The sequence below is a fragment of the Mitsuaria chitosanitabida ATCC BAA-476 = NBRC 102408 genome, from assembly GCF_001598255.1.
Classification (GTDB): Bacteria; Pseudomonadota; Gammaproteobacteria; order Burkholderiales; family Burkholderiaceae_C; genus Roseateles; species Roseateles chitosanitabidus.
In genome coordinates this window covers 158886-183145 of the sequence record NZ_BCYP01000001.1, presented here as the reverse complement: position 1 = coordinate 183145, position 24260 = coordinate 158886, and the positions used below count along the sequence as shown (strand labels likewise).

Here is a 24260-nt window from a genome sequence, read left to right as displayed (position 1 = left end):
ACGATGGCGTCCATCAACCACCCTCCGATGGAGCCCGCGATGACCGCCACCACCCCAACCGCTCACGCCCCCGCCTTCGATCCCGAGGCCGACACCGCCGTCATCCTGATCGACGTGCAGGAGTCCTTCCGCCATCGTCCCTATTGGGACGCGGCCGGCTTCCAGGCCTACATGGCCCGCACCAACGCGTTGCTGACCGGCGCCGCCGCGCAAGGCCTGCCCGTCATCCGCATCCTGCACACCGACGGCCCGGCCACGCGGGAGAACCCGTTCTCGCTGGTCAGCGGTCATGTCCGCCCGATGGACGAGCTGGTGCAGGTGCCCATCGCGGCGGAGTTCCTCAAGCGCCGCCATAGCGCGCTGGTGGGCACGGGGCTGTCGATCTGGCTGACCGAGCACGGCATCCGCCGCCTGATCATCGCGGGCATCCGCACCGAGCAATGCTGCGAGACCACCGCGCGCCATGCCAGCGACGAGGGCTGGACCATCGACTACGTGACCGAGGCCACCCACAGCTTCCCGATCCAGCACGCGAGCGGCGTGATCGTCGACCTGGCGCAGATCAAGCTGCGCACCGAGGTCGCGCTGCAGGACCGATTCGCGCAAATCGTGAGCGTCGAGCAGGCACTGGCCCGCGCGGGCCGGCGCGAGGCGATCGCCGCCTGAGCCCCGGCGGCGCATACTCGCGCGATGTCCATTCCTGACCGCCCCAGCGCCACGCGTCCAGGCCCGACCGCGGCCCGGAAGCCCCGATCGAGACCGGCCGATGGCGCGCGCGGTGGGCCGGCCCTCGCCGGTCCGGCAAGCCGCACCGATCCGGTCACCGCGATCGACGTCTGGATCCTGGTCGAACGCCACACCCTGCTGCTCGATCTGGCCGGCGCGGCCGAGGCGCTGCGCCTCGCCAACCAGGCGCTGCGGCGACGCGGCGAGCCGGAGGCCTTCCGCCTGCGCTACTGCGGCGCGCAGGCACAGGCGCTGAGCTCGGTCGGGTTGACGCTGGGCGCGCTGGAGCCGCTGCCCGCGCTGGGCGCGACGGACTGGCTGATCCTCAGCGGCCGCCGGCACCCGCATCCCAGCGATCCGGCCCCGACCAGCGCCGAGCGCGCCGAGGACCTGAGCATCGAGCGCTGGCTGCATCGCGAAGGCGGCGCGCTGCTGACCGGGGGCGCGGGCCGGCTGCTGAGCATCTGCGCCGGGGCGCTGCTGGCGGCGCGGGCGGGGCTGCTCGACGGCCGCCGCTGCACCACGCATCACGAGTCGCTGGACGCGCTGCGCGCCGCCGCGCCGAACGCGGAGGTGCAGGCCAACCGGGTCTTCGTGCTCGACGGGCCGCTGGCGTCCAGCGCCGGCATCACCGCCGGCATCGACCTGGTGCTCGCCCTGATCGCCGAACGCTGCGGCGAGGCGCTGGCCGCCACGGTCGCTCAGGTCATGGTGGTCTACCTGCGCCGCGGCGCGCAGGACCCGGAGCTCTCTCCCATGCTCGCGCATCGCCACCACCTGCATCCGGCGCTGCACCGGGTACAGGACGCCATCTGCGCCCAGCCCGGCGCGGACTGGAGCCTGACCCGCATGGCAGCGGTCGCGCATGTCACCCCGCGCCACCTGACCCGCCTGTTCAGCCAGCACGGCGGGACCACCCCGCTGGACTATCTGCGGGCGATCCGGCTCGAACTCGCGCGCCGTGAACTCGCACGAGGCGCCCGTCCCGCGCAGGCCGCGCTGGCGGCCGGTTTCAGCTCGGATCAGCAGCTGCGCCGGACCCGGCGAAAACTGTCGGAAGGCCTAACACAATCCGCATAACGCCCAGACAAGCGGGTTTCGCGGAGTTCTGTTAACTTGCGCGCCCTAACGAACGAGGAGCGGGTTTTGAGCGATTGGCTGCAGCGACTGGAGGCCTTGGATCCGGCACGGCTGGCGGGCATGCGCCGCGGTGTCGAGAAGGAAAGCCTGCGCGCGCAAGCCGGCGCCACCTCGCTCGCGCTGACCCCGCATCCGACCGCGCTGGGCTCGGCCCTGACGCACGAGACCGTCACCACCGACTTCAGCGAATCGCAGCTGGAGCTGATCACCGGCGTGCACGCCTCGGCCGACGACTGCGTGAGCGAGCTCACCGAGATCCACCAGGCCGTCTATCACGCGCTGGGCGACGAGCTGATGTGGGCGTCGAGCATGCCCTGTCGGCTGCCCGCCGACGAGACCATCCCGATCGGCCGCTACGGCGCCTCCAACATCGGCCGCGCCAAGAGCGTGTACCGCATGGGCCTGGGCCACCGCTACGGCCGCCGCATGCAGACCATCTCCGGTATCCACTACAACTGGTCGATGCCGGGTCTGGACAACGCGGACCACTTCGCGCTGATCCGCAACTTCCGCCGCCATTCCTTCCTGCTGCTGACGCTGTTCGGCGCCTCCCCCGCGCTGTGCGCCAGCTTCGTCGCCGGCCGCGAGCACGGCCTGCGACCGCTGACCGACGGCACGCTGCACATGCCGCACGGCACCTCGCTGCGCATGGGCCGGCTCGGCTACCAGAGCGACGCGCAGGCCTCGCTCTCGGTCAGCTACAACAGCCTGGACGGCTATGCCGCCTCGCTGCAGGACGCGCTGACCCGCCCCTACCCGGCCTACGAGAAGGTCGGCGTCATGAACCCGGGCGGCGAGTACAACCAGCTCTCCACCACGCTGCTGCAGATCGAGAACGAGTTCTACGGCACGATCCGCCCCAAGCGCACCATCCGCTCGGGCGAGCGTCCGCTGCATGCGCTGCGCGAGCGCGGCGTCGAGTACATCGAGGTCCGCTGCATGGACCTGGATCCGTTCGAGCCCGTGGGCATCGCCGCCTCGACGATGCGCTTCCTGGACGTTTTCCTGCTGCACTGCTGGCTGACCGACAGCCCGGACGACACACCGGCCGAGCTCGGCGCGCTGGCCCGCAACCAGCACCGCACCGCGTCCGCGGGCCGCGAGCCCGGCCTCCAGCTGGAGCGCCGTGGCGGCGAGGTCGCGCTGCGCGATTGGGGCCGCGAGCTGCTGGCGGAGTTCGCGCCGATCGCGGCCAAGGTCGACGCGGCACTGGGCGGCTCGCTGTACCGCGAGGCGCTGGAAGCCGCGGTCGCGCGCTGGGCCGATTTCGACTCCCTGCCCTCGGCCCGCGTGCTGGCCGAGATGAGCGCCGCTCATGCGTCCTCGCACCTGGACTTCGTGGCGGCGCGCTCGGCGCAGGCGCGCGAGCATGTGCTGGCCCAGCCCGCCCCGGCGGGTCTGGACGAGCGCTTCGCCGACTCGGCGCGCGCCTCGCTCGAGCGACAGGCCGCCATCGAGGCCGCCGACACGCTGGACTTCGAGACCTTCCGCCAGCAGTACCTGGATCCGGCGCAACTGCGCGGCTGATCCCGGGCGCCGACCGGCGGCGCGGACGAAGCACACGGCGCGGGCGATCCGCGCCGTGGTCGTTTCAGGACACGTCCCGGGGACGAGCTCGATCGGGTTCGTCGACGCCGAGGTGGCCGAGGTGCCCGCTTGGGCCTCCTTGGAGATCAGGCCGGCGTCGCCGGATTGCGCAGCGCGTCGTGGCGCTTCTGCAGTTCCGTGCGCAGCTTCTTGCGCTCGATCGCCGCTTCCCAGCGGCGCTTCTCGTCGGGCGTGGTCGGCGACAGCGCCGGCACCGGCACGGGCCGGCCGTCCTCGCCCACCGCGACCATGGTGAAGAAGCAGCTGTTGGCGTGCCGCACGACCTGGTCGCGGATGTTCTCGGTCACGACCTTGATGCCGATCTCCATCGACGAGGTGCCGGTGTAGTTCACCGAGGCCAGGAAGCTGACCAGCTCGCCCACGTGGATGGGCTGGCGGAACATCACCTGGTCCACCGACAGCGTCACCGTGTAGCGCCCCGCGTAGCGGCTGGCGCAGGCGTAGGCCACCTGGTCGAGCAGCTTCAGGATGGTGCCGCCGTGCACGTTGCCGGAGAAGTTCGCCATGTCCGGCGTCATCAGCACCGTCATCGTGAGCTGGTGGGAAGGAAGGTCCATGGCGGCGGCGAGGATCCGGCGGCGGGATCGCGGAAAGTGGAGGGAGGCCGCCATGGTGCCATGCCGTGGCCGCCCGTGGCTCGCGCTTTGACGCGAGGGGCTTGACGCCGCGCGATGGCTCCGTCGCGGCGGGGGTGGACCTCTCTCCTCCGGCGCTTGCCGCTGACACGCCGCTCGGTTAGGGTGCGCGCCAGGAGGCTCCGATGGTCCAGGTCCCGCAGTCCAGCATCGCCGACACGCGCGGCGCGCAGATGTTCCCCACGCTCGGTGTCGGCGACATCGCCCGCGTGGCCCGCTTCGGTCATTTCCGGCGCTTCTCGCAAGGCGAATGGGTGGTGCGCGCCGGCGAGGCCGGCATGGGCATGATGCTCATCCTCAGCGGCGAGGTGCAGGTCTCGCAGCGCGACAGCCTGGGTCACGTCACCCCCATCCACCGCCACGGCGCGGGCCAGTTCATGGGCGAAGTCGGCCAGCTCAGCGGCCGGCCCTCGCTGGTCGACGGCCTGGCCGAGAGCGAGGTCGAGGCCGTCGAGGTCACGCCCCCGCAGCTGCGCGCGCTGCTGATCGCCGAGGCCGACCTGGGCGAGCGCCTCACCCGCGCCTTCATCCTGCGGCGCGTCGGCCTGATCGAGTCGGGCGCCAGCGGCGCGACGCTGATCGGCCGCGCGAAGTCGGCGCCGGTGATGCGGCTGCGCAGCTTCCTGGGCCGCAACGGTTTCCCGCATCAGCAGCTCGAGCCCGATCAGGACGAGGACGCCCGCGCCATCGCCGCGCAGTACATGACCGAGGGCGTGGAACTGCTGGTCATCTGCCCCGGCGGCGACGTGCTGGTCGATCCCAGCGACGAGGAGGTCGCCCGCTGCATGGGCATCGTCGACATGAAGGAGCGGCCCGATCTCTACGACGTCGCCATCGTCGGCGCCGGTCCGGCGGGCCTGTCGGCCGCGGTGTACGCGGCCTCGGAAGGCCTGTCCGTGCTGGTCATGGATTGCCGCGCCTACGGCGGCCAGGCGGGCGCGAGCTCGCGCATCGAGAACTACCTCGGTTTCCCGACCGGCATCTCCGGCCAGGCGCTGGCGGGTCGTGCCTTCGTCCAGGCCCAGAAGTTCGGGGCGGACATGCTGATCCCGGCCAAGGTCACCCGCATGAGCTGCGACCGCTCCGGCGCGGAGCAGGAGCTGCGACTGACGCTCGAGGACGGCCGCACGGTGCGCTCCCGCACCGCGGTGATCGCCACCGGCGCGCGCTACCGCCGGCCCGGTCTGGAGGAACTGCAGCGCTTCGAGGGCCGCGGCATCTGGTACTGGGCATCGCCGATCGAGGCGCGCATCTGCCATCGGCAGACCGTGGTCCTGGTGGGTGGCGGCAACTCGGCCGGCCAGGCGGCCGTCTATCTCGCCAACCACGCGGCCAAGGTGATCATGCTGGTCCGCGGACCGGGCCTGGCGGCGACCATGTCCCGCTATCTGATCGACCGCATCCAGAGCACCCCCAACATTGAACTGCTCCCGCATCAGGAGATCAGCCGGCTCGAGGGCGGCGGCGCGCTGGAGTCGGTCAGCTGGCGCGACCGGCGCAACGGCAACGAGCGTCGGCTCGCCTGCCAGCACCTGTTCATGTTCATCGGCGCCGAGCCGGAGACCGGCCTGATCGCCGATTGCGGGCTGGAGCTGGATCCGGCCGGCTTCATCATCACCGGCCGCGCCTGCGCCTGCCCGCTCGCCGAGTACAAGCCGGAGCTGCTCGAGTCCAGCCTGCCCGGCGTGTTCGCGGTGGGCGACGTGAGGTCGGGCTCGGTCAAGCGCGTGGGCGGCGCGATCGGCGAAGGCGCCCAGGTCGTCGCCAGCATCCACCAGTACCTGGCCCGCCAGGACGCCGCGCGCGCCGAGCGCCTCGGCCAGCCCGCGACCGCCGGCGCGACGGCCTGAGGCCGGCTCGCCGGCACCCACGCCCCGCCACACCGCGGCGCGCCGGCAACCGCCCGCGGGCCGCGGCCCGTCACCGGGCGCCCGCGTCGGGCGCTCCGCGATCCGCCCGACGCCTCCGATCCCCTGACATCGGCGATTGCGCTACCACCCCAGGCGTGACTTCGCTCTAAAATGCGAATCATTGTTATTTAGAGCCGCAGCCGCCCGATGTCCTCCTCCCCCGCCCGCCGCGACGAGTCGCGCGCCGACAGCCGCCGCCTCTGGACCTGGCCCATCGCGCTGGGCCTGCTGAGCGCCTCCGGCCTGCTGACCGCGCTGGTGTCGGACGACTGGGGCGATGTCTGGTCCTGGATCGCCCTGGGCGTGCCGGTCGCCGTCATGGCCTGGTTTGCCTGGCGTCCCCAGGCCGCCCGCTGAGCGCGTCGCGCTCGCCAGCCCCCCGAACACGAGACCCCGACGATGCTCAGCTCCCGCGCCATTCGCATCTGGACCTGGCTCCACAAGTGGACCAGCCTGATCTGCACGCTGTTCATGCTGCTGCTGTGCCTGACCGGCCTGCCGCTGATCTTCCACCACGAGATCGGGCACCTGCTCGGCGACGAGATCGAGGCCCCCGAGCTGCCGGCCTCGATGGACAAGCAGCGCGTGTCGCTGGACGTGATGGCGCGGGCCGCCAACGCCCAGCACCCGCGGATGGTCATCCAGTACGGCGGCGAGAACGAGGACGACCCGCGCCTGTGGTGGTTCACGCTGGGCCCGACGGCCGAGCCCACCGCCGACTACAAGTCCGTCGCCGTCGACGCCCGCACCGGCCTGGTGGTGCGCGAGTACCGCGTCGGCGAGGGCTTCATGGACCTGATGTTCCGGTTGCACGTGGACATGTTCGCGGGCCTGCCGGGCAAGCTCTTCCTGGGCCTGATGGGCCTGCTGCTGCTGATCGCGCTGGTCAGCGGCGTGGTGCTGTATGCGCCCTTCATGCGCAAGCTGGACTTCGGCGCGGTGCGCAAGGACCGCTCCACCCGCGTCAAGTGGCTGGACCTGCACAACCTGCTGGGCATCGTGACCCTGGTGTGGTGCTTCGTCGTCGGCGCGACCGGGATGATCAACACCTGGGCCGAGCTGCTGGTGCAGTACTGGCAGTACGACAAGGTCAGCGCGCTGCTGGCCCCGTACAAGGACCAGCCGGTGCTGGCGGCCTCCGAGCGCGGCTCGCTGCAGGCGACGCTGGACACCGCGATGAAGCACGGCGACCACCGCAAGGTCTCGTTCGTGGCCTTCCCGGGGACGTCCTTCTCCAGCCCGCACCACAACACCTTCTTCCTGAAGGGCACGACGCCGCTGACCTCCAAGCTGCTGCAGCCCCTGCTGATCGACGCCAAGACGGCGGAGCTCACCGCGGCGCCGGAACTGCCCTGGTACCTGACCGGGCTGCTGGTCTCGCAGCCGCTGCACTTCGGCGACTACGGCGGCATGCCGATGAAGATCCTCTGGGCGCTGCTGGACCTGGCGACCATCGTCGTGCTGGGCAGCGGCCTGTACCTGTGGATCCGCAAGCCGGCCGGCGCGCGCAAGAGGGCCGCCAGGACCGCCGACGGCGGCAAGCCGAGCGCCGACGACGCCCAGGACCCCGAAACCGCGGCCGCCTGACGCCTGTCCGCTTCCCCGAACCGACCCCGGATCGACCACCTTATGCCCGACTCCCCCAAGCATCAGATCGAGAGCCTGCAATCGAGCGGCCTGAAGGCGACGCTACCCCGCATCAAGGTGCTGCAGATCTTCGAGCAGGCCGACACCCGCCATCTCAGCGCGGAAGACGTCTATCGCCTGCTCCTGCTGGAGGGCGCGGACATCGGGCTGGCGACGGTCTACCGGGTGCTGATGCAGTTCGTCGAGGCGGGCCTGCTGGCGCGCCAGCACTTCGAGTCGGGCAAGGCGGTGTTCGAGCTCAACGAGGGCCAGCACCACGACCACATGGTCTGCCTGCACTGCGGCAAGGTGGAGGAGTTCTTCGACGCCGGCATCGAGCAGCGCCAGCGCGAGATCGCCGAGGAGCGCGGCTACCAGCTGGTGGAGCACGCCCTGGCGCTGTACGGCCTGTGCAAGGAGTGCCAGGCCAAGCGCTCACGCTGAGCGGCGACCCGGCTGGCCCGATCGGCCTGACCGGCGCATGGCGCCGGAACAACGGCGGGGCGCAATCCGGCTCATCCCTGTTGAATACTGTATGGGCATACAGTACATTCTCTTCATCGCAGCCAATCACGGCCGCAGCAGGAGAGATGCCATGCAAGTGCTCAAGCAACAGATCTGGTCGTCGCTGAACAACGCGGATGCATGGGTGTTGTGCATCGGCATCCTTTCCTGCCTTGGATTGGCGACCGGGGTGCTGGGCTGACTGTAGCCCTGCCCCATCGCCCCCAGCGTTCCGCTCGCGGAGCCAGGGTCCCCTCTTGAGGGGACCCGTTTTTTTCAGTTCTCAAACCTCATTCGTCCGCGGCTCACCCCGCGGACTTTTTTTTTGGCCAAGCGCCTCCCGAAGCCCGCCAGGCGGGACGCGGCAGGCCTTTCGGAATTCGATGGGAATCAGATCGGAGTCAGTACCGGCTCACCGGCCAGCCAGCGCCGGGTGTTCTCCAGGAAGAGATCGACCGTGGCCTGGACCGACTCCGGCGACCAGCCCGCGATGTGCGGCGTGAGGACCACGTTCGGGAAGCCGAGCAACGCTTCGGGCGGCTTGGGTTCGGACTCGTAGACGTCCAGCGCGGCGCCGGCGAGGGTGCCGGCGGCGAGCGCCTCGGCCAGCGCGGCGGTGTCGATCAGGCTGCCGCGGGCGATGTTGACCACGTGGCCCTGCGGGCCCAGCGCCTTCAGCACCTCGGCGTTGACGATGTGCCTGGTCGACGGGCCGCCCGGCGCGGCGACGACCAGGAAGTCCGCCCACTGCGCCAGCTCGACCGGCGAGCCGAAGTAGCCGCAGCCGAGCGCGTCGGGGCGCTCGCGGCGGTTGTGATAGCAGACCTCCATGTCGAAGGCCAGCGCCCGTTTGGCGATGCGCAGCCCGATGGTGCCCAGGCCCAGGATGCCCAGCTTGCGGCCATTGACGCTGGGCCGCAGCGGCAGCTCGTCACGCCAGATGCCGGCGCGCAGCGCCTTCTCCTGTTGCGGCAGCGCGCGCACCGTGGCCAGCAGCAAGGCCATCGCGTGGTCGGCGACGCAGGCGTCGTTGGTGCCGGCGCCGTTCCACAGCGTCAGGCCGCGGGCCTGGGCGGCCGGCAGGTCGATGGCCTCGTAGCCGGCGCCCAGCGTGGCGGCGGCGCCGAGCTTGGGCATCGCCGCGATCTCGTCGGCGCGCAGGCCGACCGAGCCGATGGTCAGCACGAGGTCGATCGTGGCGCCGTGCTCGGCGACGGCCTGGGCCCGGGCCTCGGCGGTCGGCGCGTAGATCACGTCATGGCGCTCGCGGAGCTGCGCCTGGTGCTGCTCGGCCATCGGCATCAGCAGCAAGACGGTGAGACGGCGGGATTCAGGGGCGGTAACGGACACGGGCGACCTCTCGGACTTCGGATGGACGACAGGGGACGCCGGCCATGATAGGAGCGGCCTCCCGCGCGATCCCCTCGCGGCGCACGCGTTGCGCACGCCCCGAGGCCCCCGCTCCGCCGGGTCCGCCGCCACGCCGTCCCGGCCGATCGACCGCCGACCGCCGACCGCCGACCGTCGACCATCGACCATCGACCATCGACCGTCAGCCGGCGCGAGGCGCCCCGTGCGGTCGCGCCCCGCCTGGGCCGATGACGCTCTGGGCCGACGACGCTCAGGGCCGCTCGCCGCGCGCCATGCGGGCGTCGATCTCCGCCAGCGCCTTCGTCAGCGAGGCGACCGAGTCGATCACCAGGTGCGCGCCCGCCGCCATCAGCCGCTTCGTGGCGGCCTCGCGATGGGCGACGACGGCCGCGTCGGGCAGCGCCTGCAGCTGCGCCAGCGTCAGGCCGGTCTCGTTGCCGGACAAGCTCAGGCCGATGGTCCACATGCCGGCGCGGCGGCCTTCCTCGATGCCGGGCGTCGTGTCGTCGACCTTCACGCAGGCGCGCACGTCGCCGATGCCCAGCGCCAGCACGTTGGCCAGCGCCATGAACGGCCCCGGGCGACCACCGGCGGCGAGCTCGTCGCCGGCCACCACATGGTCCGCCTCGATGCCGTCGGCCTTCGCCTGCGGCAGCAGCACGTCCAGCACTTGACGCGGATAGCCCGAGCACGAGCCGACCTTGAGCCCAGCGCCACGCAGCGCCTTCAGCGCGTCGACCGCGCCGGGGATCGGCTGCGAGTAGCGGCCGACCTTCTCGATCTGCATCGGCATGAAGCGCTCATAAATGGCGTCGATGTCGGCATCGGTCGAGGCCTTGCCGAAGCGCGCCTGCCATTGCGCCTGGAGGCCGGCATCCTCCAGCAGCGTGCGGATGTGGTCGCGCTTGGACAAGCCCATGGGACCGCGCGCCTCGTCCAGCGTCAGCGTGATGCCGAAGGTCGCGAAGGCGTCGACGAAGATCTGCGTCGGGGCCAGCGAGCCGTGATCGACCAGCGTGCCGGCCCAGTCGAAGATGACGGCCTGCAGATGCGGGAAGCGGGCGTGACCGGTGGCGGCCGAGGGGGTGCTTGCGGAGGTGCTCATGAGGTTGCTCTCGTTGGAGTCGAAGAACTCGGGGATCGGAATGAGTCTCAGGGGTCGGGGGGGCGTATCCGGGATCTCGGCGCCGAGGCCTTCAGCGTGAGTGCGGGACGACCGGCGCGCCGCCGATGAAGTTGCGGCCGCGCGGCCCGCGAAGCGCCTGGGCGACGCGCTCGTCCCAATCCGCGGGCGCGATGCCGTAGTCGGCCGGATCGGTGCTGACACCCAGGCCGCGCAGGAAGCGTTCCAGCGCCGCGACGGCCGCGTCGCCGTCGACCGCGTCGAAGATCGCCAGCAGCTGCTCATCCAGGGCAAGGTCTTGCCCCAGCGCCAACCGCATCACCCGCGGCAGGCTGAACGAGCAGGCCAGCCCGTGCGGCACGCCGTGAGTCAGCGTGATCTCGTAGGACAGCGAGTGCGCCAGCGCCGTCCTGGTATTGGAGAAGGCCATGCCCGCCTGCAGCGCGGCGACGGCCAGGGCCTCGCGCAGGTCGAGCCGGCGCGGCTCCTCGAGCAGCGCCGGCAGCGTCGCGACGATGCGGCGCGCGGCGGCGACGGCCAGGCTCGCGGAGACCGGATTGCGGTGCACGTTCCAGAGCGACTCCAGCGCGTGCGAGAGCGCATCGAGGCCGCTCGCGAGCGTCGCGGCGCGCGGCAGGCTGACCATCAGCGAGGGATCGACGACGGCCGCCTCCGGCCAGGTCCAGGGCAGGTGCAGCGAATGCTTGCGGGAGCGCGCCGCGTCCCACAGCGTCGCCCAGGGCGTGACTTCGCTGCCGGTGCCGGCCGTCGTCGGCACGGCGATCAGCGCGCGATGCGGGGCATCGGCCGGCAGGGGCGCGGCCTGGGGATCGACCAGGTGATCGAGCAGCTCGTCGAAGCGGCCCGAGGGCGTGGCGGTCAGCATCGCCTTGGCGCAGTCGATGCTGCTGCCGCCGCCGAGCGCGATCACGCAGCGTGCGCCGGGGTGGTCGTGCCACAGGCGCTCATACAGCGGTGCGAGCCACTGCACGTCGGGATTGGGGCGGATGTCGGTCTCGACGGCGACCAGGCGATCGCCGAGCATCCCCTTCAGCCGGCCGATCAGGCCCAGCGGCTCCGCCTCCGGGAAGACGATCAGCAGCGCGCGCCGATCGCCGACCAGCCGCGGTAGCCGTTCCAGCGCGCCGATGCCGGCGTGCACGTCCACGGGGTTGTGAAATTTCCAGAGGTCCATGTCAGGTCAGGTCCTTGATGCCTCAATGCCGGCCTTGATCCTGGATCGCGCGGCGCAGCTGGCTGGAGACGAAGTCCGCCGCGACCACCATCACCGTGATGACGATGATGCAGGTGGCGGTCTCGGGGTACTTGAAGAGCTTGAGGCTGCCCACCAGCTCGAAGCCCAGTCCGCCCGCGCCGACCATGCCCAGCACCGTCGCCGAGCGCAGGTTGACCTCGAAGCGGTAGAGCACGACGGCGATCCACGCGGTCACCACCTGCGGCAGCACGCCGAAGACGATCACCTGCAACGGCCGCGCGCCGGTCGCGCGCAAGGCCTCGAGCGGGCCCTGGTCGATCTCCTCGATCGCCTCGGCGAAGAACTTGCCCAGCATGCCGGCACCGTGGACGGCGAGCGCGAGCACGCCGGGGAAGGGCCCCAGTCCCACGGCGGACACGAAGACCAGCGCGAGGATCAGCTCGTTGATGCTGCGAGTCACGTTCAGGCCCTGGCGCGTGAGCAGATAGAGCCAGCGCGGACCGTGCAGGTTGCGCGCCGCGAGGAAGGACACCGGCACCGCGGCGACCACGCCCAGGAGCGTGCCCCAGACCGCGATCTGCACGGTCTCCACCGCCGGCCCCCAGAGGCGCTCCAGGATGCGCCAGTCCGGCGGCCAGGTGCGGCTGAGGAAGTCGGCGATCTGCGGCAGGCCCTCGGCCAGCTCGGTCGGGCTGAGCTGCGCGCCCCGGGCGCTCCATTGCAGCGCCCACAGGCCCGCGATCATCGCGATCAGCAGCCGGGTCCATCCGGCCGGCGTCGTCGGCAGGCCGATCAGCCAGCGATGGCGGTCGGCGGCGGCGCGCGCCTCCGCGCTCGTGTTCATCGTCGTCATGGGTGTTCCGTTCCGGCGCTCAGGCCTTCATCAGACGCGGATGCGCCTTCTGGCCCCCTCGCCCGCTGGCGGGCGAGGGCTGGGGAGAGGGTCTTTCGGGGTCGTCGCGTCCCGGATCGCCCATGCCACACGGTCTCGCTTCGCCGACGGGCGCTATCAGTTGCAGCCCGGCCTGGCCGGCGTAGAGCTCGTCCAGCTCCGCCTCCGACAGCTCGCCCGGCAGCCGGTCGAAGAGCACCCGACCTTGTGACAGCCCGACGATGCGATCGCCGAATTCGCGCGCGTACTCGACCTAGTGCAGGTTGCAGACCACGGTGATGCCGAGCTCGCGGCAGGCCTGGCGCAGGTATCCGAGCGCCTGGCGCGCCGTGTGCGGATCGAGGCTGGCGACCGGCTCGTCGGCCAGGATGACCTGCGGCCGCTGCGCCAGCGCGCGGGCGATGCCCACGCGCTGCATCTGGCCGCCGGACAGCGAATCCGTGCGGGCCTGGGCCTTGTGGTCCAGGCCGACGCGCGACAGGCAGTCCATCGCCAGCGCCACGTCTCCGGCGCGGAACAGCTGCAGCACCGAACGCCAGACCGGCACCGCGCCGAGCCGGCCGGTCAGCACGTTCTTGAGCACGCTCAGCCGCGGCACGACATGGTGATGCTGGAACACCATGGCCACGCGCCGGCGCAGCTCGCGCAGGTCGGCGGCGCCGGCGTCGGCGCGGACCGCCTGACCCGCGACGGTCATCTCGCCCTCGTCGGGCCGCACGAGGCGGTTCATGCAGCGCAGCAGCGTGGACTTGCCCGCGCCGGACGGACCGAGCACGACGAGAAACTCCCCAGGCATCGCGTCCAGATCGACGCCGCGCAGCACGGCGTTGTCGCCGTAGCGCTTGGTCAGGCCGCGCAGCCGGATCACTTCATGCTCCGCAGGTCGAGCTTGAGCACCTTGGCGGTCTCGCGCACCACGTCGTAGGCGGCGTCGTGGGTCGGCTGGAAGCCGTTGAGCACGCCCTGGTCGCCCCACTTGACGTCCTTCAGGCCGGCCAGCGCCTTGGCCAGCTTCTCCTTGAGCGCCGGATCCAGGTCCTTGCGCCAGACCATCGGGGATTCCGGGATGGGCCTGGAGGACCACAGCACGACGAAGTCGTCCTGCTTGACCTGGCCCTTGGCGACGGCGGTGGCGAAGATGCGGTCCGCGACGGCGGCGGCGTCGACCTTCTTGTTGGCCACCGCCAGGATGCTCGCGTCGTGCGAGCCGGAGAAGATCACGCGGCCGAAGAGCTGCTCGGGCTCGATGCCCATCTGCTGCAGGCCGGCCTTGGGGAACAGGTGGCCGGAGGCCGAGCTCGGATCGACGAAGGCGAAGTTCTTGCCCTTCAGGTCGGACACGGCGCGCAGACCGCTGTCCTTGCGGGCGAGGATCAGGCTCTTGTAGGAGCTCTGGCCGGTCTTCTTGGTCTCGGCGACGGCGAAGGCCTCGACATTGGCGACCGAGCTGGCCAGCACGTAGGAGAAGGGACCGAGGTAGGCCACGTCCAGCTTCCTGGACCGCAGCGCCTCGATGACGCCGTTGTAGTCGGTGGCGACGAAGGGCTTGACCGGCATGCCCAGCTGCTTCTGGAGCTCGTCCAGCACCTGGCGGCTGGACTCGATCATGGCCTGCGAGTCCTCGGCGGGGATCAGGCCGATGGTCAGGGTCTGTTGTTGGGCGAGGGCGGGGGTCAGGGCGAAGGCGGCGAGCGCCAATGCGGAGAAGGCGCGCAGCGCGGCGCGGCGCGGGAGATCGGTCAGGGCGTGGGACATGGCGGCATCCAGGGGTGGGGTGGGCGGATGACGGCACTCTATGAATCGAAGATGACAGGCGATCCATCGATGTCATCGCGATTTGGTGGGCGAGCTATTGATGGGGGCTATGGGCTTGGAGGGGGCTGGGCGGCGTCAGGCGCTTTGCTCTCTGGTGTGCGGCGGCCCTCACCCCAACCCCTCTCCCACTTCATGGGAGAGGGGCTTCAATGCGCGTCGCCGTATGGAGCCCCTCGCCCGCTTGCGGGAGAGGGGTTGGGGTGAGGGCCGTCGCACACAGCGAGCCCCCTCCCGCGCAGTCAGACAACCAACGTCACAGCCCCGTCACCCCCCTCCCCCACCATCGCCTCCATCTCAATTTCCCCGCCGATCCATCGACGGCGTCTATCCATGTCGGCCGCCAAGCTCCGCGCCTTTCTCGCCGTTGCCCGCCACGGCAGCTTCAGCGCCGCCGCACGTGCATTGGGGCTCTCTCAGCCCACCCTCACCACCCAAGTCCAGGCCCTGGAGAAGCAACACCAGGTCGAGCTCTTCCACCGCCGCGGCCACCGCATCGAGCTCACCACCGTCGGCCATCAGCTGCTCCCCATCGCCCGCCAGCTCGCGGCCCTGGAAGTCGAGGCCTACAACCTCCTGCACGACTGCGGCCAGCTCACCCGCGGCCAACTCAAGCTCGGCGCCGTCGGCCCCTTCCACGTGATCGAGATGGTCGACGCCTACCGCCAGCGCTATCCCAAGGTGGACGTCTCCATTCGGCTGGGCAACTCCGCCCAGGTCTTCGGCGACCTGGAGAACTACGTGATCGACATCGGGGTCCTCGCTCGCTTCCACGACGCGCCCGGCTTCGAGACCCTGCACTACGCCCGCCACGCCATCATCCTGTTCGTCCACGTCGACCACCCCTTCGCCCGCCGCGGCAGCGTGCCGCTGCACGAGCTCGCCGACCAAGCGCTGCTGCAACGCGAGGACGGCTCCAGCACCCGCCGCGCGCTCGAGCACGCGCTGCGCCAGGCCGGCATCGCGCCGCGGGTGGCCATGGAGATCGGCAGCCGCGAGGCCCTGCGCGAGGCGGCCGCCCGCGGCATCGGCGTGGGCGTGGTCTCCGAGGCCGAGTTCATCCCCGACCCGCGCCTGCGCCCGGTCCGCATCGACGGCGATCCGGCCTGCACCGAGACCCACATCTACTGCCTCAAGGAACGCCGGGACAGCCTGCTGCTGAGTTCCTTCTTCGAGGTCGCCCAGGGCCTGCGCCAGGTCGAGGACCGCCGCCAGGGCCAGGATGCGGACGAGGCCCCCTCGCCCGCCACGGTCGAGACCTGACCCCGCCCCTTCCGAGGCCCCCTCGCCCCGGCCGCGCACGGCGCGCCACAGGCCTCCGGGATCGCATCCGGGCGCTCTTGCGCGCGGACAGGCTCCGGCCAGACACTGGACAGGTTTCTGAAGGGCGGCAAAGGCATCCTGCGCGCTTCGTGCGGGGGGCCCAGGGGGCCGTCTGTTCCCTGGAATCCATGCAGAACCAGAAAGACGATCCATGGACCGCCGCCAATACTTCCCACGCCAGGTCGTCGAGGCCGGCGCGAACCGCTGGGACTGGGCGCTGCTGCCGCTGGTGCTGGGCCTGCTCGTGCTGCTGGCCTACGGCGCCGCGCAGATGGCCCGGCCCTTCGAGCTCGGCGACCCGCTGCCGCTGACGCTGGATCCGTCCCACCTCCCCTACTACCTGCTGCGCACCAACCTGCGCATGCTGGCCGCGATGGTGCTGGCGCTGCTCTTCAGCGCCGTCTTCGCGGTGCTCGCCGCCAAGGTCCGCGCCGCCGAGAAGGTCCTGGTGCCGATGCTGGACATCCTCCAGTCCATCCCCATCCTGGGCTTCCTCTCGATCACGGTCACCGGCTTCATCGCGCTCTTCCCCGGCAACCTGCTGGGCGTCGAATGCGCGGCCATCTTCGCGATCTTCACCTCGCAGGCCTGGAACATGGCCTTCAGCCTGTACCAGTCGCTGCGCACCGTCCCGTCGGAATTGGACGAGGCCGCCCGCGTCTTCCAGCTTTCCCACTGGCAGCGCTTCTGGCGTCTGGAGCTGCCCTACGCCATGCCCGGCCTGCTGTGGAACATGATGATGTCCATGTCGGGCGGCTGGTTCTTCGTGGTCGCCTCGGAGGCGATCTCGGTCTCCAACCAGAACATCAAGCTGCCGGGCGTGGGCTCGTACATCGCGCTGGCCATCGAGGCCCGCGACCTGGGCGCCATCGGCTGGGCCATCCTGGGCATGCTGGCCGGCATCCTGCTCTACGACCAACTGGTGTTCCGCCCGCTGGTGGCCTGGGCGGACAAGTTCCGCTTCGAGGACAGCGGCACCGACACGGCGCCCAACTCCTGGATGCTGACCTGGCTGCGCCGCACCGCGCTCACGCGCCGCATCGCCGCCTGGACCGTGGACCGGCTCGAGAACAGCCTGGTCTGGTTCCGCCGCCACCACGACGGCACCTCCATCCGCGCGCGCGCCGCCGGCCCCGGCCTGATGGGCGTGCCCGCGGCCACCTGGACCCGCGCCTGGGACGCGGTCATCGCCGCGGCGGTGATGGTGGCGCTGTACCACCTGGTGCGCTTCGTCCACAGCGAGGTGGGCTGGCACGAGGCCGGCCACGTCTTCCTGCTGGGCTGCCTGACACTGGTCCGCGTGATGGTGCTGATCGGGCTGGCCGCGCTGGTCTGGGTGCCGGTGGGCATCTGGATCGGGATGAATCCGCGCTGGTCCGGCCGGCTGCAGGCGGTGGCGCAGTTCCTGGCGGCCTTCCCCGCGAACCTGCTGTTCCCGGTGGTGGTCGTGCTGATCGTGCGCTGGAAGCTCAACCCGGACGTGTGGCTCTCGCCGCTGATGATCTTCGGCACGCAGTGGTACCTGCTCTTCAACGTGATCGCGGGCGCGTCGGGCATTCCGGCGGAGCTGCGCCACGCGGCGCGCAACCTGGGGTTGAGCGGCTGGCTGAAGTGGCGGCGCTACCTGCTGCCGGCGGTGTTCCCGAGCTTCGTCACCGGCGCGATCACCGCCAGCGGCGGCTCCTGGAACGCCAGCATCGTGGCCGAGTACGTGTCCTGGGGCGACACCACGCTGCAGGCGCATGGGCTGGGGAGCTACATCGCGGAGATGACCGCCAAGGGCGACTTCCCGCGCATCGCGCTGGGCATCGGCGTCATGTGCATCTTCGTGATGGGCTTGAATCATTTCGTCTGGCGCCGCCTGTACCGGCTGGCGGAAGACCGCATGCATCTGTGAGGACATCGGCATGAGCGCACCCATCATCGAACTCCACGGCGTCGGCAAGAGCTTCCGCTCCGCCGACGGCCATCCGCGCCCGGTGCTCGAGGAGCTGGACTTCACGCTGCGCGAGGGCGAGATCGTCGCCCTGCTGGGCCAGTCGGGCTCGGGCAAGAGCACGCTGCTGCGCATCATGGCGGGCCTGGTGCCGGCCGATCGCGGTCAGGTCCGCTACCGCAACCAGCCGATGTCGGGCCCGGCGCGCGGCATCAGCATGGTGTTCCAGTCCTTCGCCCTGTTCCCGTGGCTGACGGTGCAGCAGAACGTCGAGCTGGGCCTGGAGGCGCGGGGCGTCGCCAAGGCCGTGCGCGAGGAGAAGGCCGAGGCGGCGATCGCGATGATCGGCCTGTCGGGCTTCGAGGGCGCGCTGCCGCGGGAGCTCTCCGGCGGCATGCGGCAGCGGGTGGGCATCGCCCGCGCGCTGGTGACGGAGCCCGACGTGCTGCTGATGGACGAGGCCTTCTCCGCGCTGGACGTGCTCACCGGCGAGCGGCTGCGCGAGGACATCCTGGAGCTGTGGGACGGCGGCAGCATGCCGACGCAGGCGATGCTGGTGGTGTCGCACAACATCGAGGAGGCGGTCATGATGGCCGACCGCGTCCTGATCTTCGCGAGCGACCCGGGCCGCATCCGCTGCCAGCTGTCGGTGCAGTTGCCGCGGCCGCGCGATCCGGAGAGCGCCGACGTGCGCGCGCTGATCGACGAGGTCTATGCGCTGATGACGGCCGGGCGCCCCGCGCGGGTGGCGGGCACGGCCGGCGCCGCCGCGGCGCCCGCCCCGCTGGCCGAGCGCCTGCCCGCCGCGGACGTGGCGCGCATGGACGGTCTGCTGGAGATGCTGGCCGAGCCGCCCTTCGACGGTCGCGCCGACCTGCCGCAGCTGTGCGAGGAATCGGGCCTGCCCGACGCCGAGCTGCTGCCGGTGGCGCACGCGCTGTCGCTGCTGGGGCTGGCGCAGCTGGACAGCGGCGACCTGCAGCTCACACCGCTGGGCCGTCGCTACGTGGAGGGCGCTCACGGCGTCCGGCGCGATCTCTTCGGCGAGCAGCTGATGGCGCACGTCCCGCTGATCGCGCACATCCGCCACAGCCTGGAGCAGGAGCCCAACGGCGTGATGCCGGACAAGCCGGTGCTCAAGCTGCTGAGCGAGCACCTGGACGATGCCGAGGCCGACGCCGTGCTGCAGACCGCGGTGACCTGGGCGCGCCACGGCGAGGTCTTCGAGTACGACTACAACACCGGCGCGCTCCGGCTGCCCACGGGCGAGGACGAGGCGGCGGGACGCTGAGTCTTCATCGGCCCGCTAGAGTCGGGCCTTCGTTGCCACGACGACGGAGGCCTCCGCATGAAGCGCATCGCCCGCAACCGGAATCGCTCGCGCGGCCACGCGCGCCTGCTCAGGCGCGCGGCGCGCGACTGGCATGCGCCGCGGGGCTGGCGCTCGATCGAGGAACTGCAGCGGCGCGGCTCGTTCTCGATGCTGGCGCGCCTCGCGTCGCTCGCGGACAGCCCGAACGCGCGTCACCGCGCGGTGGCGCTGTCGGTGGCGGCGCAGCTGATGCGGCGGGTCGATGGCGAATGGACGCCCTTCGCCGAGGACGAGACCCAGCGCCTGCTGCTGCAGGGGCTCTCCGACCCGCATCCGGACGTGGTCCGCGCGGCGGTCGCCGGTCTCGGCCACCGGCCGCATGGGGCGAGCGTGGACGCGCTGCTCAGGCTGGCCACGCATCGCGACGAGCGCATGCGCTGGCAGGTCGCCGTGGCGCTGGGATCCTACGAGGAGCCGGAAGCGATCGCGGGACTGATCGCGCTGTCGACGGACCCGTCGGACGAGGTGCGTGACTGGGCCACCTTCGGACTGGGCACGCTGCGGATGGACGACACGCCCGAGATCCGCGCGGCGCTGCGCCGCAATCTGGACGACATCGACGAGGATGTGCGTGGCGAAGCCCTGGTGGGCCTGGCGCGCCGCCACGACGAGGGCATCGTCGAGCGGCTGATGGCGCGGCTCACGCCGGACTGCCACCTCTACGAGCTGGACGCCGCCGTCGCACTGGCCGACCCGCGGCTGCTGGCGCCGCTCCAGACGCTGGAAGCCCTCGCCCGGGAGCGCGGCGTCAGAGACGACTACTGGTGGGAGGAGTTGAGAGAGGCGGTGGCGGCGAGCGGTGCGACTGGGTCTGATTTCTAGCGTTTTATACGGAATCGGTCTGTTTTCTAACAAAATAGACGATCTGATAGCGGAATAGACGCGATGGCCGACACACATTTCGGATTTCAGCGCTTGGCGGAGATGCATGACATCCAGCTCGTGCAACCGCTGTTCACGCGCAGTCGTCTGGGAACGATGAGGCAGCGGGACATGGCGAATGGCCGTGAAGTCAGGACCTGGACCGTTCAATATCAGCCGGAAGACTCCTTGGCCGGGCATTTCGAGTTCGGTCTCAAGTACGAGCGCATCCACCTCGAATTCTTCTCCCGACTCTTCCACAGCATCGATCCGGAATCGCTCGCCGCATGGGTCCGACGCGAGCCGATGGGCGCCTACGCGCGCCGCGCCGCGTTCTTCTACGAATGGCTGACGGGCCGCACCTTGCCGCTGCCCGACACGGCGCACAACGTGGGGTACGTGGATGCCCTCGATCCTGATCTTTATCTGGTCGCCCAGACACCTGATCGCCATCGACGCTGGCGCGTCAACAACAACCTGCCCGGCACTTCGGCCTTCTGCCCGATGGTCTACCTCGGGCCCGCGGATGCGCGCGACTGGCTCTATGAGGTCGGCACGGGCGTTCGTCACCTCGACGACACCTATGGCCCGGACCTGCTGCTGCGCAGCGCCGCCTGGCTGACCTTCAAGGAGTCCCGCGCGAGCTTCGCGATCGAGCGCGAGGCGGACAAGGAGGACCGCGTGAAGCGCTTCGCCGCCGCCATCGAGGAGTTCAGCGGACGCATGCCGGATCCGATGTCGCCAGACAGCCTTCAGACCCTGCAACGCGCCGTGCTGGGCGAGAACGCCTTGCGCGTGGGCATCCGCCGGTCGCCGGTGTTCATCGGCCAGTCCACATTCCGCGCGCAGATCGTTCACTACATCGCGCCGTCCGAGTCGCTGGTCGACGAGATGCTGGAAGGACTCCGCGGCCTTGAAATCCGAACCCGCGGCGCCAATACGGTGGCTCGCATCGCCGCGGTGTCCTTCGGGTTCGTCTACCTGCATCCATTGGCTGACGGCAATGGCCGCGTGCATCGATTCCTGGTGAACCATCTGCTGGCGGCGGACCGAGTCGTGCCGACCGGCATCATCGTCCCTGTCTCCGCGACCATCGCCAGCAATGCCCGCGCGCGCGCCGCCTACGACCATGTGCTGGAGGTGATCTCAAAACCGCTCATGAGCCGCTATGCGGATGCCTACCGCTTCGGCTCGTCGCGCACTTGCCCGGATGGTGTCGTCACCGACTTCCAGTTCTCGCAGACCGACGATGCCCAGCACGCGTGGCGCTACCTGGACCTGTCCGAGCATGCCCGGTACATGAGCGAGGTGCTCCGACAGACCGTCGAGCATGAAATGGCCGAGGAGGCCTTGACGCTGCGTCGTTACGACGAAGCGCGCGATGCGATCAAGGACGTCGTGGAGATGCCGGACGCCGACGCCGATCGCATCATTCGCTCATTGCACGAGGGCCACTGGGTGGTGAGCAACAAGCTGCGCAAGGCGCTCCCGGAGATCTTCCAGGAAGGCGGGACCCTGCACACGCGGCAAGACCGAATCGTCGAGGTGGTCCGGCAAGCCTTCGAGGCCCCTTACGCCGGAAAGGTCGAAGGCATCGAGGACTGAGCGCCCGGCTGACGCGGGGTCGACGCCCTCACGCCTCCACATACGCCGCCGCGATCATCACGCCCGCGTTGATCGGCGAGGGCTCGTCGGCGCGCGGGGTGTAGACCATGTCGCCGATCAGGATCTCCGTGCCGCTGAGCACGCACACGCCGGCGCGCTTGGTCGGCGCCATGTCCCAGATCTGGTACCCGTAGTGGCAGGACCCGGGGTCCGACCAGGAGATCGCCGCCGTGCGCGGCGTCGGCCGGTCCAGCACGTGGATGGTCGGCGGCGGCCGCAGCGCCGGACCGCCATCGGCCATCACCGGGCGCCCCGCCCGCGTCGGCCTCGGCACCTCGGCCACGCCGCCATTCCCCAGCCACGACACCGTCCGCAGCCACCCGTCCCGGGTCGGATCACTCGCCAGATCCATGTGCATGCCGCACCGCCTTTCACGTCCGCCGACAATCCGGCGTCATTGCCTGAAATAATTCAACGAGTGATGAATATAGCAAAGGCGGGACGCCGATGACCGACAAGACCCCGAAGGCCGGCGGGGCGCCGCGACGCCGCGGGCGCCCGAGCGCGGACTGTGCGCAAGGCGCGGACAACCTGCTGCGGACCGCCCGCCGCACCTTCGCGCTGCGCGGCTACGAGGCCACCAGCGTGCGCGAGATCGCCCGCCTGGCCGGCGTCGACGCGGCCCTGATCGCCCACCACTTCGGGTCCAAGGAAGCGCTGTGGCTGGCGGTGGTCGACCAGATCGTGGGGCTGACCGACCCGATGCGGGCCGTCGCCATCGCGCTGCGGCAGGACGCCACGCTCGGGCCGCGGGTGCGCGTCGAGCGGGCGCTGCTCGACTTCATCGACCGTGTCTTCGAGCATCCGGACATCGGCATCTTCTTCTCGACCGCCGCGACCGAGGAAGGCGAGCGGCTGAACGTGCTCGTGGACAAGCTGGTGCGGCCCTTCCACGATGTGTTCCTGCCGCTGTTCGAGGACGCCATGGACGCGGGCGAGCTGCGCCGCTGCGACCCCGCCCTGCTCTTCTCGCTGCTCACGCAGGGCATCAGCAAGACGGTGGCCTACAGCCATGTGCTGCGCGCCGTGTCCACGCTGCCCGACGACCCCGCGCGCTTCAAGCGCGAGATCTCGGACGTGACGCTGCAGCTGCTGCGCTGAGACGGGGCGCGCGAGCGCCCCACCCGATCGCTCAGAAGGTGTAGCTGCCGTACACGGCGGCCACCGGCGTGGTCTTGCGACGCACCAGCGGGCTCTTGGCGGCATCGCCGACCAGCGTCTGCGCGCCCACCGCGCCGGTCACGCTCCAGTGGCTGTCGAAGCGGTGCTGCCAGTTCACGCCGGCCTCGATCTCCTTGAAGCCCGACTTGGGCGTGTAGGCCTTGAAGGCGGTGCGGGCCGCCTGCGCGGCGCTGACGCCGTAGTAGGTCTGCATGTACTTGCTGTCGCCGGCGGTGCCGCCCACGGACACGCCGATGGTGTCGGTGGCGTCGTTCATCAGCTTCGCGGAGGCGCCCAGGCTGTAGGTGGCGCCGTTCTCGCGCTTGGTCAGCGGCTGCTCGGTGCGGACCTGCAGGTCCAGCCAGGGCAGCACGGCATAGCCCACCGACAGGTTGCCGGTGGCGCTGCCCTTGACTTCGCCCATGCCGCGCAGGAAGTCGCTGCCGGTGCTGAAGCCGCCGCGCTGCTTCTTCTGGTCGTAGCGCGGGCCGCGGTAGCCGACGGAGGCGCTGTAGGAGATGCCGTTCGTGGCGCCGCCGTAGCCCAGGCCACGCATCGTGCTGGCGAAGAAGCCGCTCGAGTGCTGGTAGTCGGCGGCGATCAGCGGCACGGCCATGGTCTCGTCGGAGCCGCTGTAGCGCGAGGTCACCGCCACGCCGGCGCCCAGGGTGTAGGTCGACGTGGCGGGTGCCGCGGACGCGGCGGCCGGGGCCGTCGACTGCGCCTGCGCGGCGGTGACCGCCAGCACGGCGGCGCCGGCGACGCAGGCCTGGGCGATCGAGGTCACGGAGGAGACGGCACGCGCGGAGGTGGCGGCGAAGGAGGAGTTGGAACGGTTCATGTCGATGGTGGTGATGCGGTGGGAAGCCCGGTCGCGGACCGGGCGGTCGGTGGCACGCGTCGCATGGGGGACGGCGCGCGCGGGGGTGGGGGTCGGCGCGGGGCGGCTCACTCGTAGCGGCCGCGGCGGCACTCGGCCACCAGGCGCTTGGCCGATTCGGCGCGGTCGATGACGCGGTAGCGGCCGTCGCAGGCCTCGGCCGCGGCCCGGTAGCAGGCCGGCCAGCCCTCGGGGCTGTCGCAGGTCACGACGAAGCCCTCGCGGCCGCGAGGCGTCGTGATCGGATCGACGGTGGCCGCGCAGGCGCTCAACGCGCAGACGAGCGCACAGATCAGCGGCATGTGGACGGCGCTCGGTCCGATCGGACCGGGGCCGCGTCCGGTCGGACGCGGCGTGGGGGGCTCTCTCACTTCGGTACTCCCTGAACAAGGGTCCGGCAAGGCACCGGACCGCCAGGGCAGTGTCGAAACGGCCCATGAAGTCGACCTGAGTCGGACATGAAGAAACCATGAAGCGGCCGCCCCGCCGACGGTTTTCC

Annotated in this window: 22 protein-coding genes and 1 pseudogene; 13 read left to right on the top strand and 10 right to left on the bottom strand. The window is 70.7% G+C overall.

The window, feature by feature from the left end:
• Positions 1-39 precede the first annotated feature (39 nt).
• The 3 genes from MCHT01_RS00790 to gshA all read left to right on the top strand — a co-directional run bounded on the left by MCHT01_RS00790 (position 40) and on the right by gshA (position 3393).
• Complete coding sequence (locus MCHT01_RS00790; RefSeq protein ID WP_067061294.1) at positions 40-666, top strand: cysteine hydrolase family protein; 627 nt, start codon at positions 40-42, stop codon at positions 664-666.
• A 24-nt stretch (positions 667-690) separates the two neighbouring features.
• Positions 691-1806, top strand: a complete 1116-nt coding sequence (locus MCHT01_RS00785; protein WP_084451482.1) for a GlxA family transcriptional regulator — start codon at positions 691-693, stop codon at positions 1804-1806.
• A 120-nt stretch (positions 1807-1926) separates the two neighbouring features.
• On the top strand, positions 1927-3393 hold the full coding sequence (gshA, locus tag MCHT01_RS00780) for a glutamate--cysteine ligase (RefSeq protein ID WP_245643124.1): 1467 nt from the start codon (positions 1927-1929) through the stop codon (positions 3391-3393).
• Positions 3394-3539: 146 nt separating this feature from the next.
• On the opposite strand, the gene MCHT01_RS00775 is transcribed toward gshA, so the two are convergent.
• Positions 3540-4031, bottom strand: coding sequence for an acyl-CoA thioesterase (locus MCHT01_RS00775; RefSeq protein WP_067060997.1), 492 nt, complete (start codon positions 4029-4031; stop codon positions 3540-3542).
• 203 nt (positions 4032-4234) lie between these two features.
• On the opposite strand from MCHT01_RS00775, the gene MCHT01_RS00770 reads away from it, so the two are divergent.
• From MCHT01_RS00770 to fur, 4 genes are all read left to right on the top strand, one after another.
• The gene (locus MCHT01_RS00770; RefSeq protein WP_067060994.1) at positions 4235-5959 is read left to right on the top strand and encodes an FAD-dependent oxidoreductase; all 1725 of its coding nucleotides are present in this window, start codon (positions 4235-4237) and stop codon (positions 5957-5959) included.
• A gap of 207 nt (positions 5960-6166) precedes the next feature.
• Positions 6167-6376: a hypothetical protein gene (locus MCHT01_RS00765; protein ID WP_067060991.1), complete on the top strand. Its 210-nt coding sequence runs from the start codon at positions 6167-6169 to the stop codon at positions 6374-6376.
• Positions 6377-6418: 42 nt separating this feature from the next.
• Entirely contained in the window at positions 6419-7606 is a 1188-nt protein-coding gene (locus MCHT01_RS00760) for a PepSY-associated TM helix domain-containing protein (RefSeq protein ID WP_067060988.1), read from the top strand.
• Positions 7607-7648: 42 nt separating this feature from the next.
• Entirely contained in the window at positions 7649-8089 is a 441-nt protein-coding gene (gene fur / locus MCHT01_RS00755; protein WP_067060985.1) for a ferric iron uptake transcriptional regulator, read from the top strand.
• A 450-nt stretch (positions 8090-8539) separates the two neighbouring features.
• On the opposite strand, the gene MCHT01_RS00750 is transcribed toward fur, so the two are convergent.
• The 6 genes and pseudogenes from MCHT01_RS00750 to phnD form a co-directional block, all read right to left on the bottom strand.
• The gene (locus MCHT01_RS00750; RefSeq protein WP_067061288.1) at positions 8540-9451 is read right to left on the bottom strand and encodes a 2-hydroxyacid dehydrogenase; all 912 of its coding nucleotides are present in this window, start codon (positions 9449-9451) and stop codon (positions 8540-8542) included.
• A gap of 319 nt (positions 9452-9770) precedes the next feature.
• Entirely contained in the window at positions 9771-10625 is an 855-nt protein-coding gene (gene phnX, locus MCHT01_RS00745; protein WP_067060981.1) for a phosphonoacetaldehyde hydrolase, read from the bottom strand.
• Positions 10626-10716: 91 nt separating this feature from the next.
• Positions 10717-11838 carry an iron-containing alcohol dehydrogenase PsrA gene (gene psrA, locus MCHT01_RS00740; RefSeq protein ID WP_067060977.1) on the bottom strand — a complete coding sequence of 374 codons (1122 nt, stop codon included), beginning with the start codon at positions 11836-11838 and terminating at the stop codon, positions 10717-10719.
• A gap of 22 nt (positions 11839-11860) precedes the next feature.
• On the bottom strand, positions 11861-12712 hold the full coding sequence (gene phnE / locus MCHT01_RS00735) for a phosphonate ABC transporter, permease protein PhnE (protein ID WP_067060973.1): 852 nt from the start codon (positions 12710-12712) through the stop codon (positions 11861-11863).
• 19 nt (positions 12713-12731) lie between these two features.
• Positions 12732-13619: pseudogene (gene phnC / locus MCHT01_RS00730) on the bottom strand (phosphonate ABC transporter ATP-binding protein).
• Positions 13616-14506, bottom strand: a complete 891-nt coding sequence (gene phnD, locus MCHT01_RS00725) for a phosphonate ABC transporter substrate-binding protein (RefSeq protein WP_084451480.1) — start codon at positions 14504-14506, stop codon at positions 13616-13618. Before phnD ends, phnC begins: the two are co-directional and overlap by 4 nt.
• Before the next feature lie 390 nt (positions 14507-14896).
• Between phnD and MCHT01_RS00720 the strand changes: the two genes are divergently transcribed.
• The 5 genes from MCHT01_RS00720 to MCHT01_RS00700 all read left to right on the top strand — a co-directional run bounded on the left by MCHT01_RS00720 (position 14897) and on the right by MCHT01_RS00700 (position 21660).
• A complete protein-coding gene (locus tag MCHT01_RS00720; protein WP_084451478.1) occupies positions 14897-15826 on the top strand; it encodes a LysR substrate-binding domain-containing protein in 930 nt (309 codons plus the stop codon).
• A 211-nt stretch (positions 15827-16037) separates the two neighbouring features.
• Positions 16038-17783 carry an ABC transporter permease gene (locus MCHT01_RS00715; protein WP_067060970.1) on the top strand — a complete coding sequence of 582 codons (1746 nt, stop codon included), beginning with the start codon at positions 16038-16040 and terminating at the stop codon, positions 17781-17783.
• Between the two features lie 10 nt (positions 17784-17793).
• Positions 17794-19113, top strand: a complete 1320-nt coding sequence (locus tag MCHT01_RS00710) for an ABC transporter ATP-binding protein (RefSeq protein ID WP_067060967.1) — start codon at positions 17794-17796, stop codon at positions 19111-19113.
• A 57-nt stretch (positions 19114-19170) separates the two neighbouring features.
• Positions 19171-20016 carry a HEAT repeat domain-containing protein gene (locus MCHT01_RS00705; RefSeq protein WP_067060964.1) on the top strand — a complete coding sequence of 282 codons (846 nt, stop codon included), beginning with the start codon at positions 19171-19173 and terminating at the stop codon, positions 20014-20016.
• 63 nt (positions 20017-20079) lie between these two features.
• Complete coding sequence (locus tag MCHT01_RS00700; protein ID WP_067060961.1) at positions 20080-21660, top strand: Fic family protein; 1581 nt, start codon at positions 20080-20082, stop codon at positions 21658-21660.
• Positions 21661-21688: 28 nt separating this feature from the next.
• Here MCHT01_RS00700 and MCHT01_RS00695 read toward each other — a convergent pair whose 3' ends face one another.
• On the bottom strand, positions 21689-22078 hold the full coding sequence (locus MCHT01_RS00695; protein WP_067060958.1) for a DUF3331 domain-containing protein: 390 nt from the start codon (positions 22076-22078) through the stop codon (positions 21689-21691).
• Between the two features lie 89 nt (positions 22079-22167).
• Between MCHT01_RS00695 and MCHT01_RS00690 the strand changes: the two genes are divergently transcribed.
• Positions 22168-22821, top strand: a complete 654-nt coding sequence (locus tag MCHT01_RS00690; protein ID WP_067060956.1) for a TetR/AcrR family transcriptional regulator — start codon at positions 22168-22170, stop codon at positions 22819-22821.
• Positions 22822-22852: 31 nt separating this feature from the next.
• Here MCHT01_RS00690 and MCHT01_RS26605 read toward each other — a convergent pair whose 3' ends face one another.
• Together MCHT01_RS26605 and MCHT01_RS26600 are read right to left on the bottom strand one after the other, a co-directional pair.
• Positions 22853-23722, bottom strand: coding sequence for a MipA/OmpV family protein (locus tag MCHT01_RS26605; protein ID WP_169806073.1), 870 nt, complete (start codon positions 23720-23722; stop codon positions 22853-22855).
• 107 nt (positions 23723-23829) lie between these two features.
• On the bottom strand, positions 23830-24063 hold the full coding sequence (locus MCHT01_RS26600; protein ID WP_067060950.1) for a hypothetical protein: 234 nt from the start codon (positions 24061-24063) through the stop codon (positions 23830-23832).
• Positions 24064-24260: the final 197 nt, after the last annotated feature.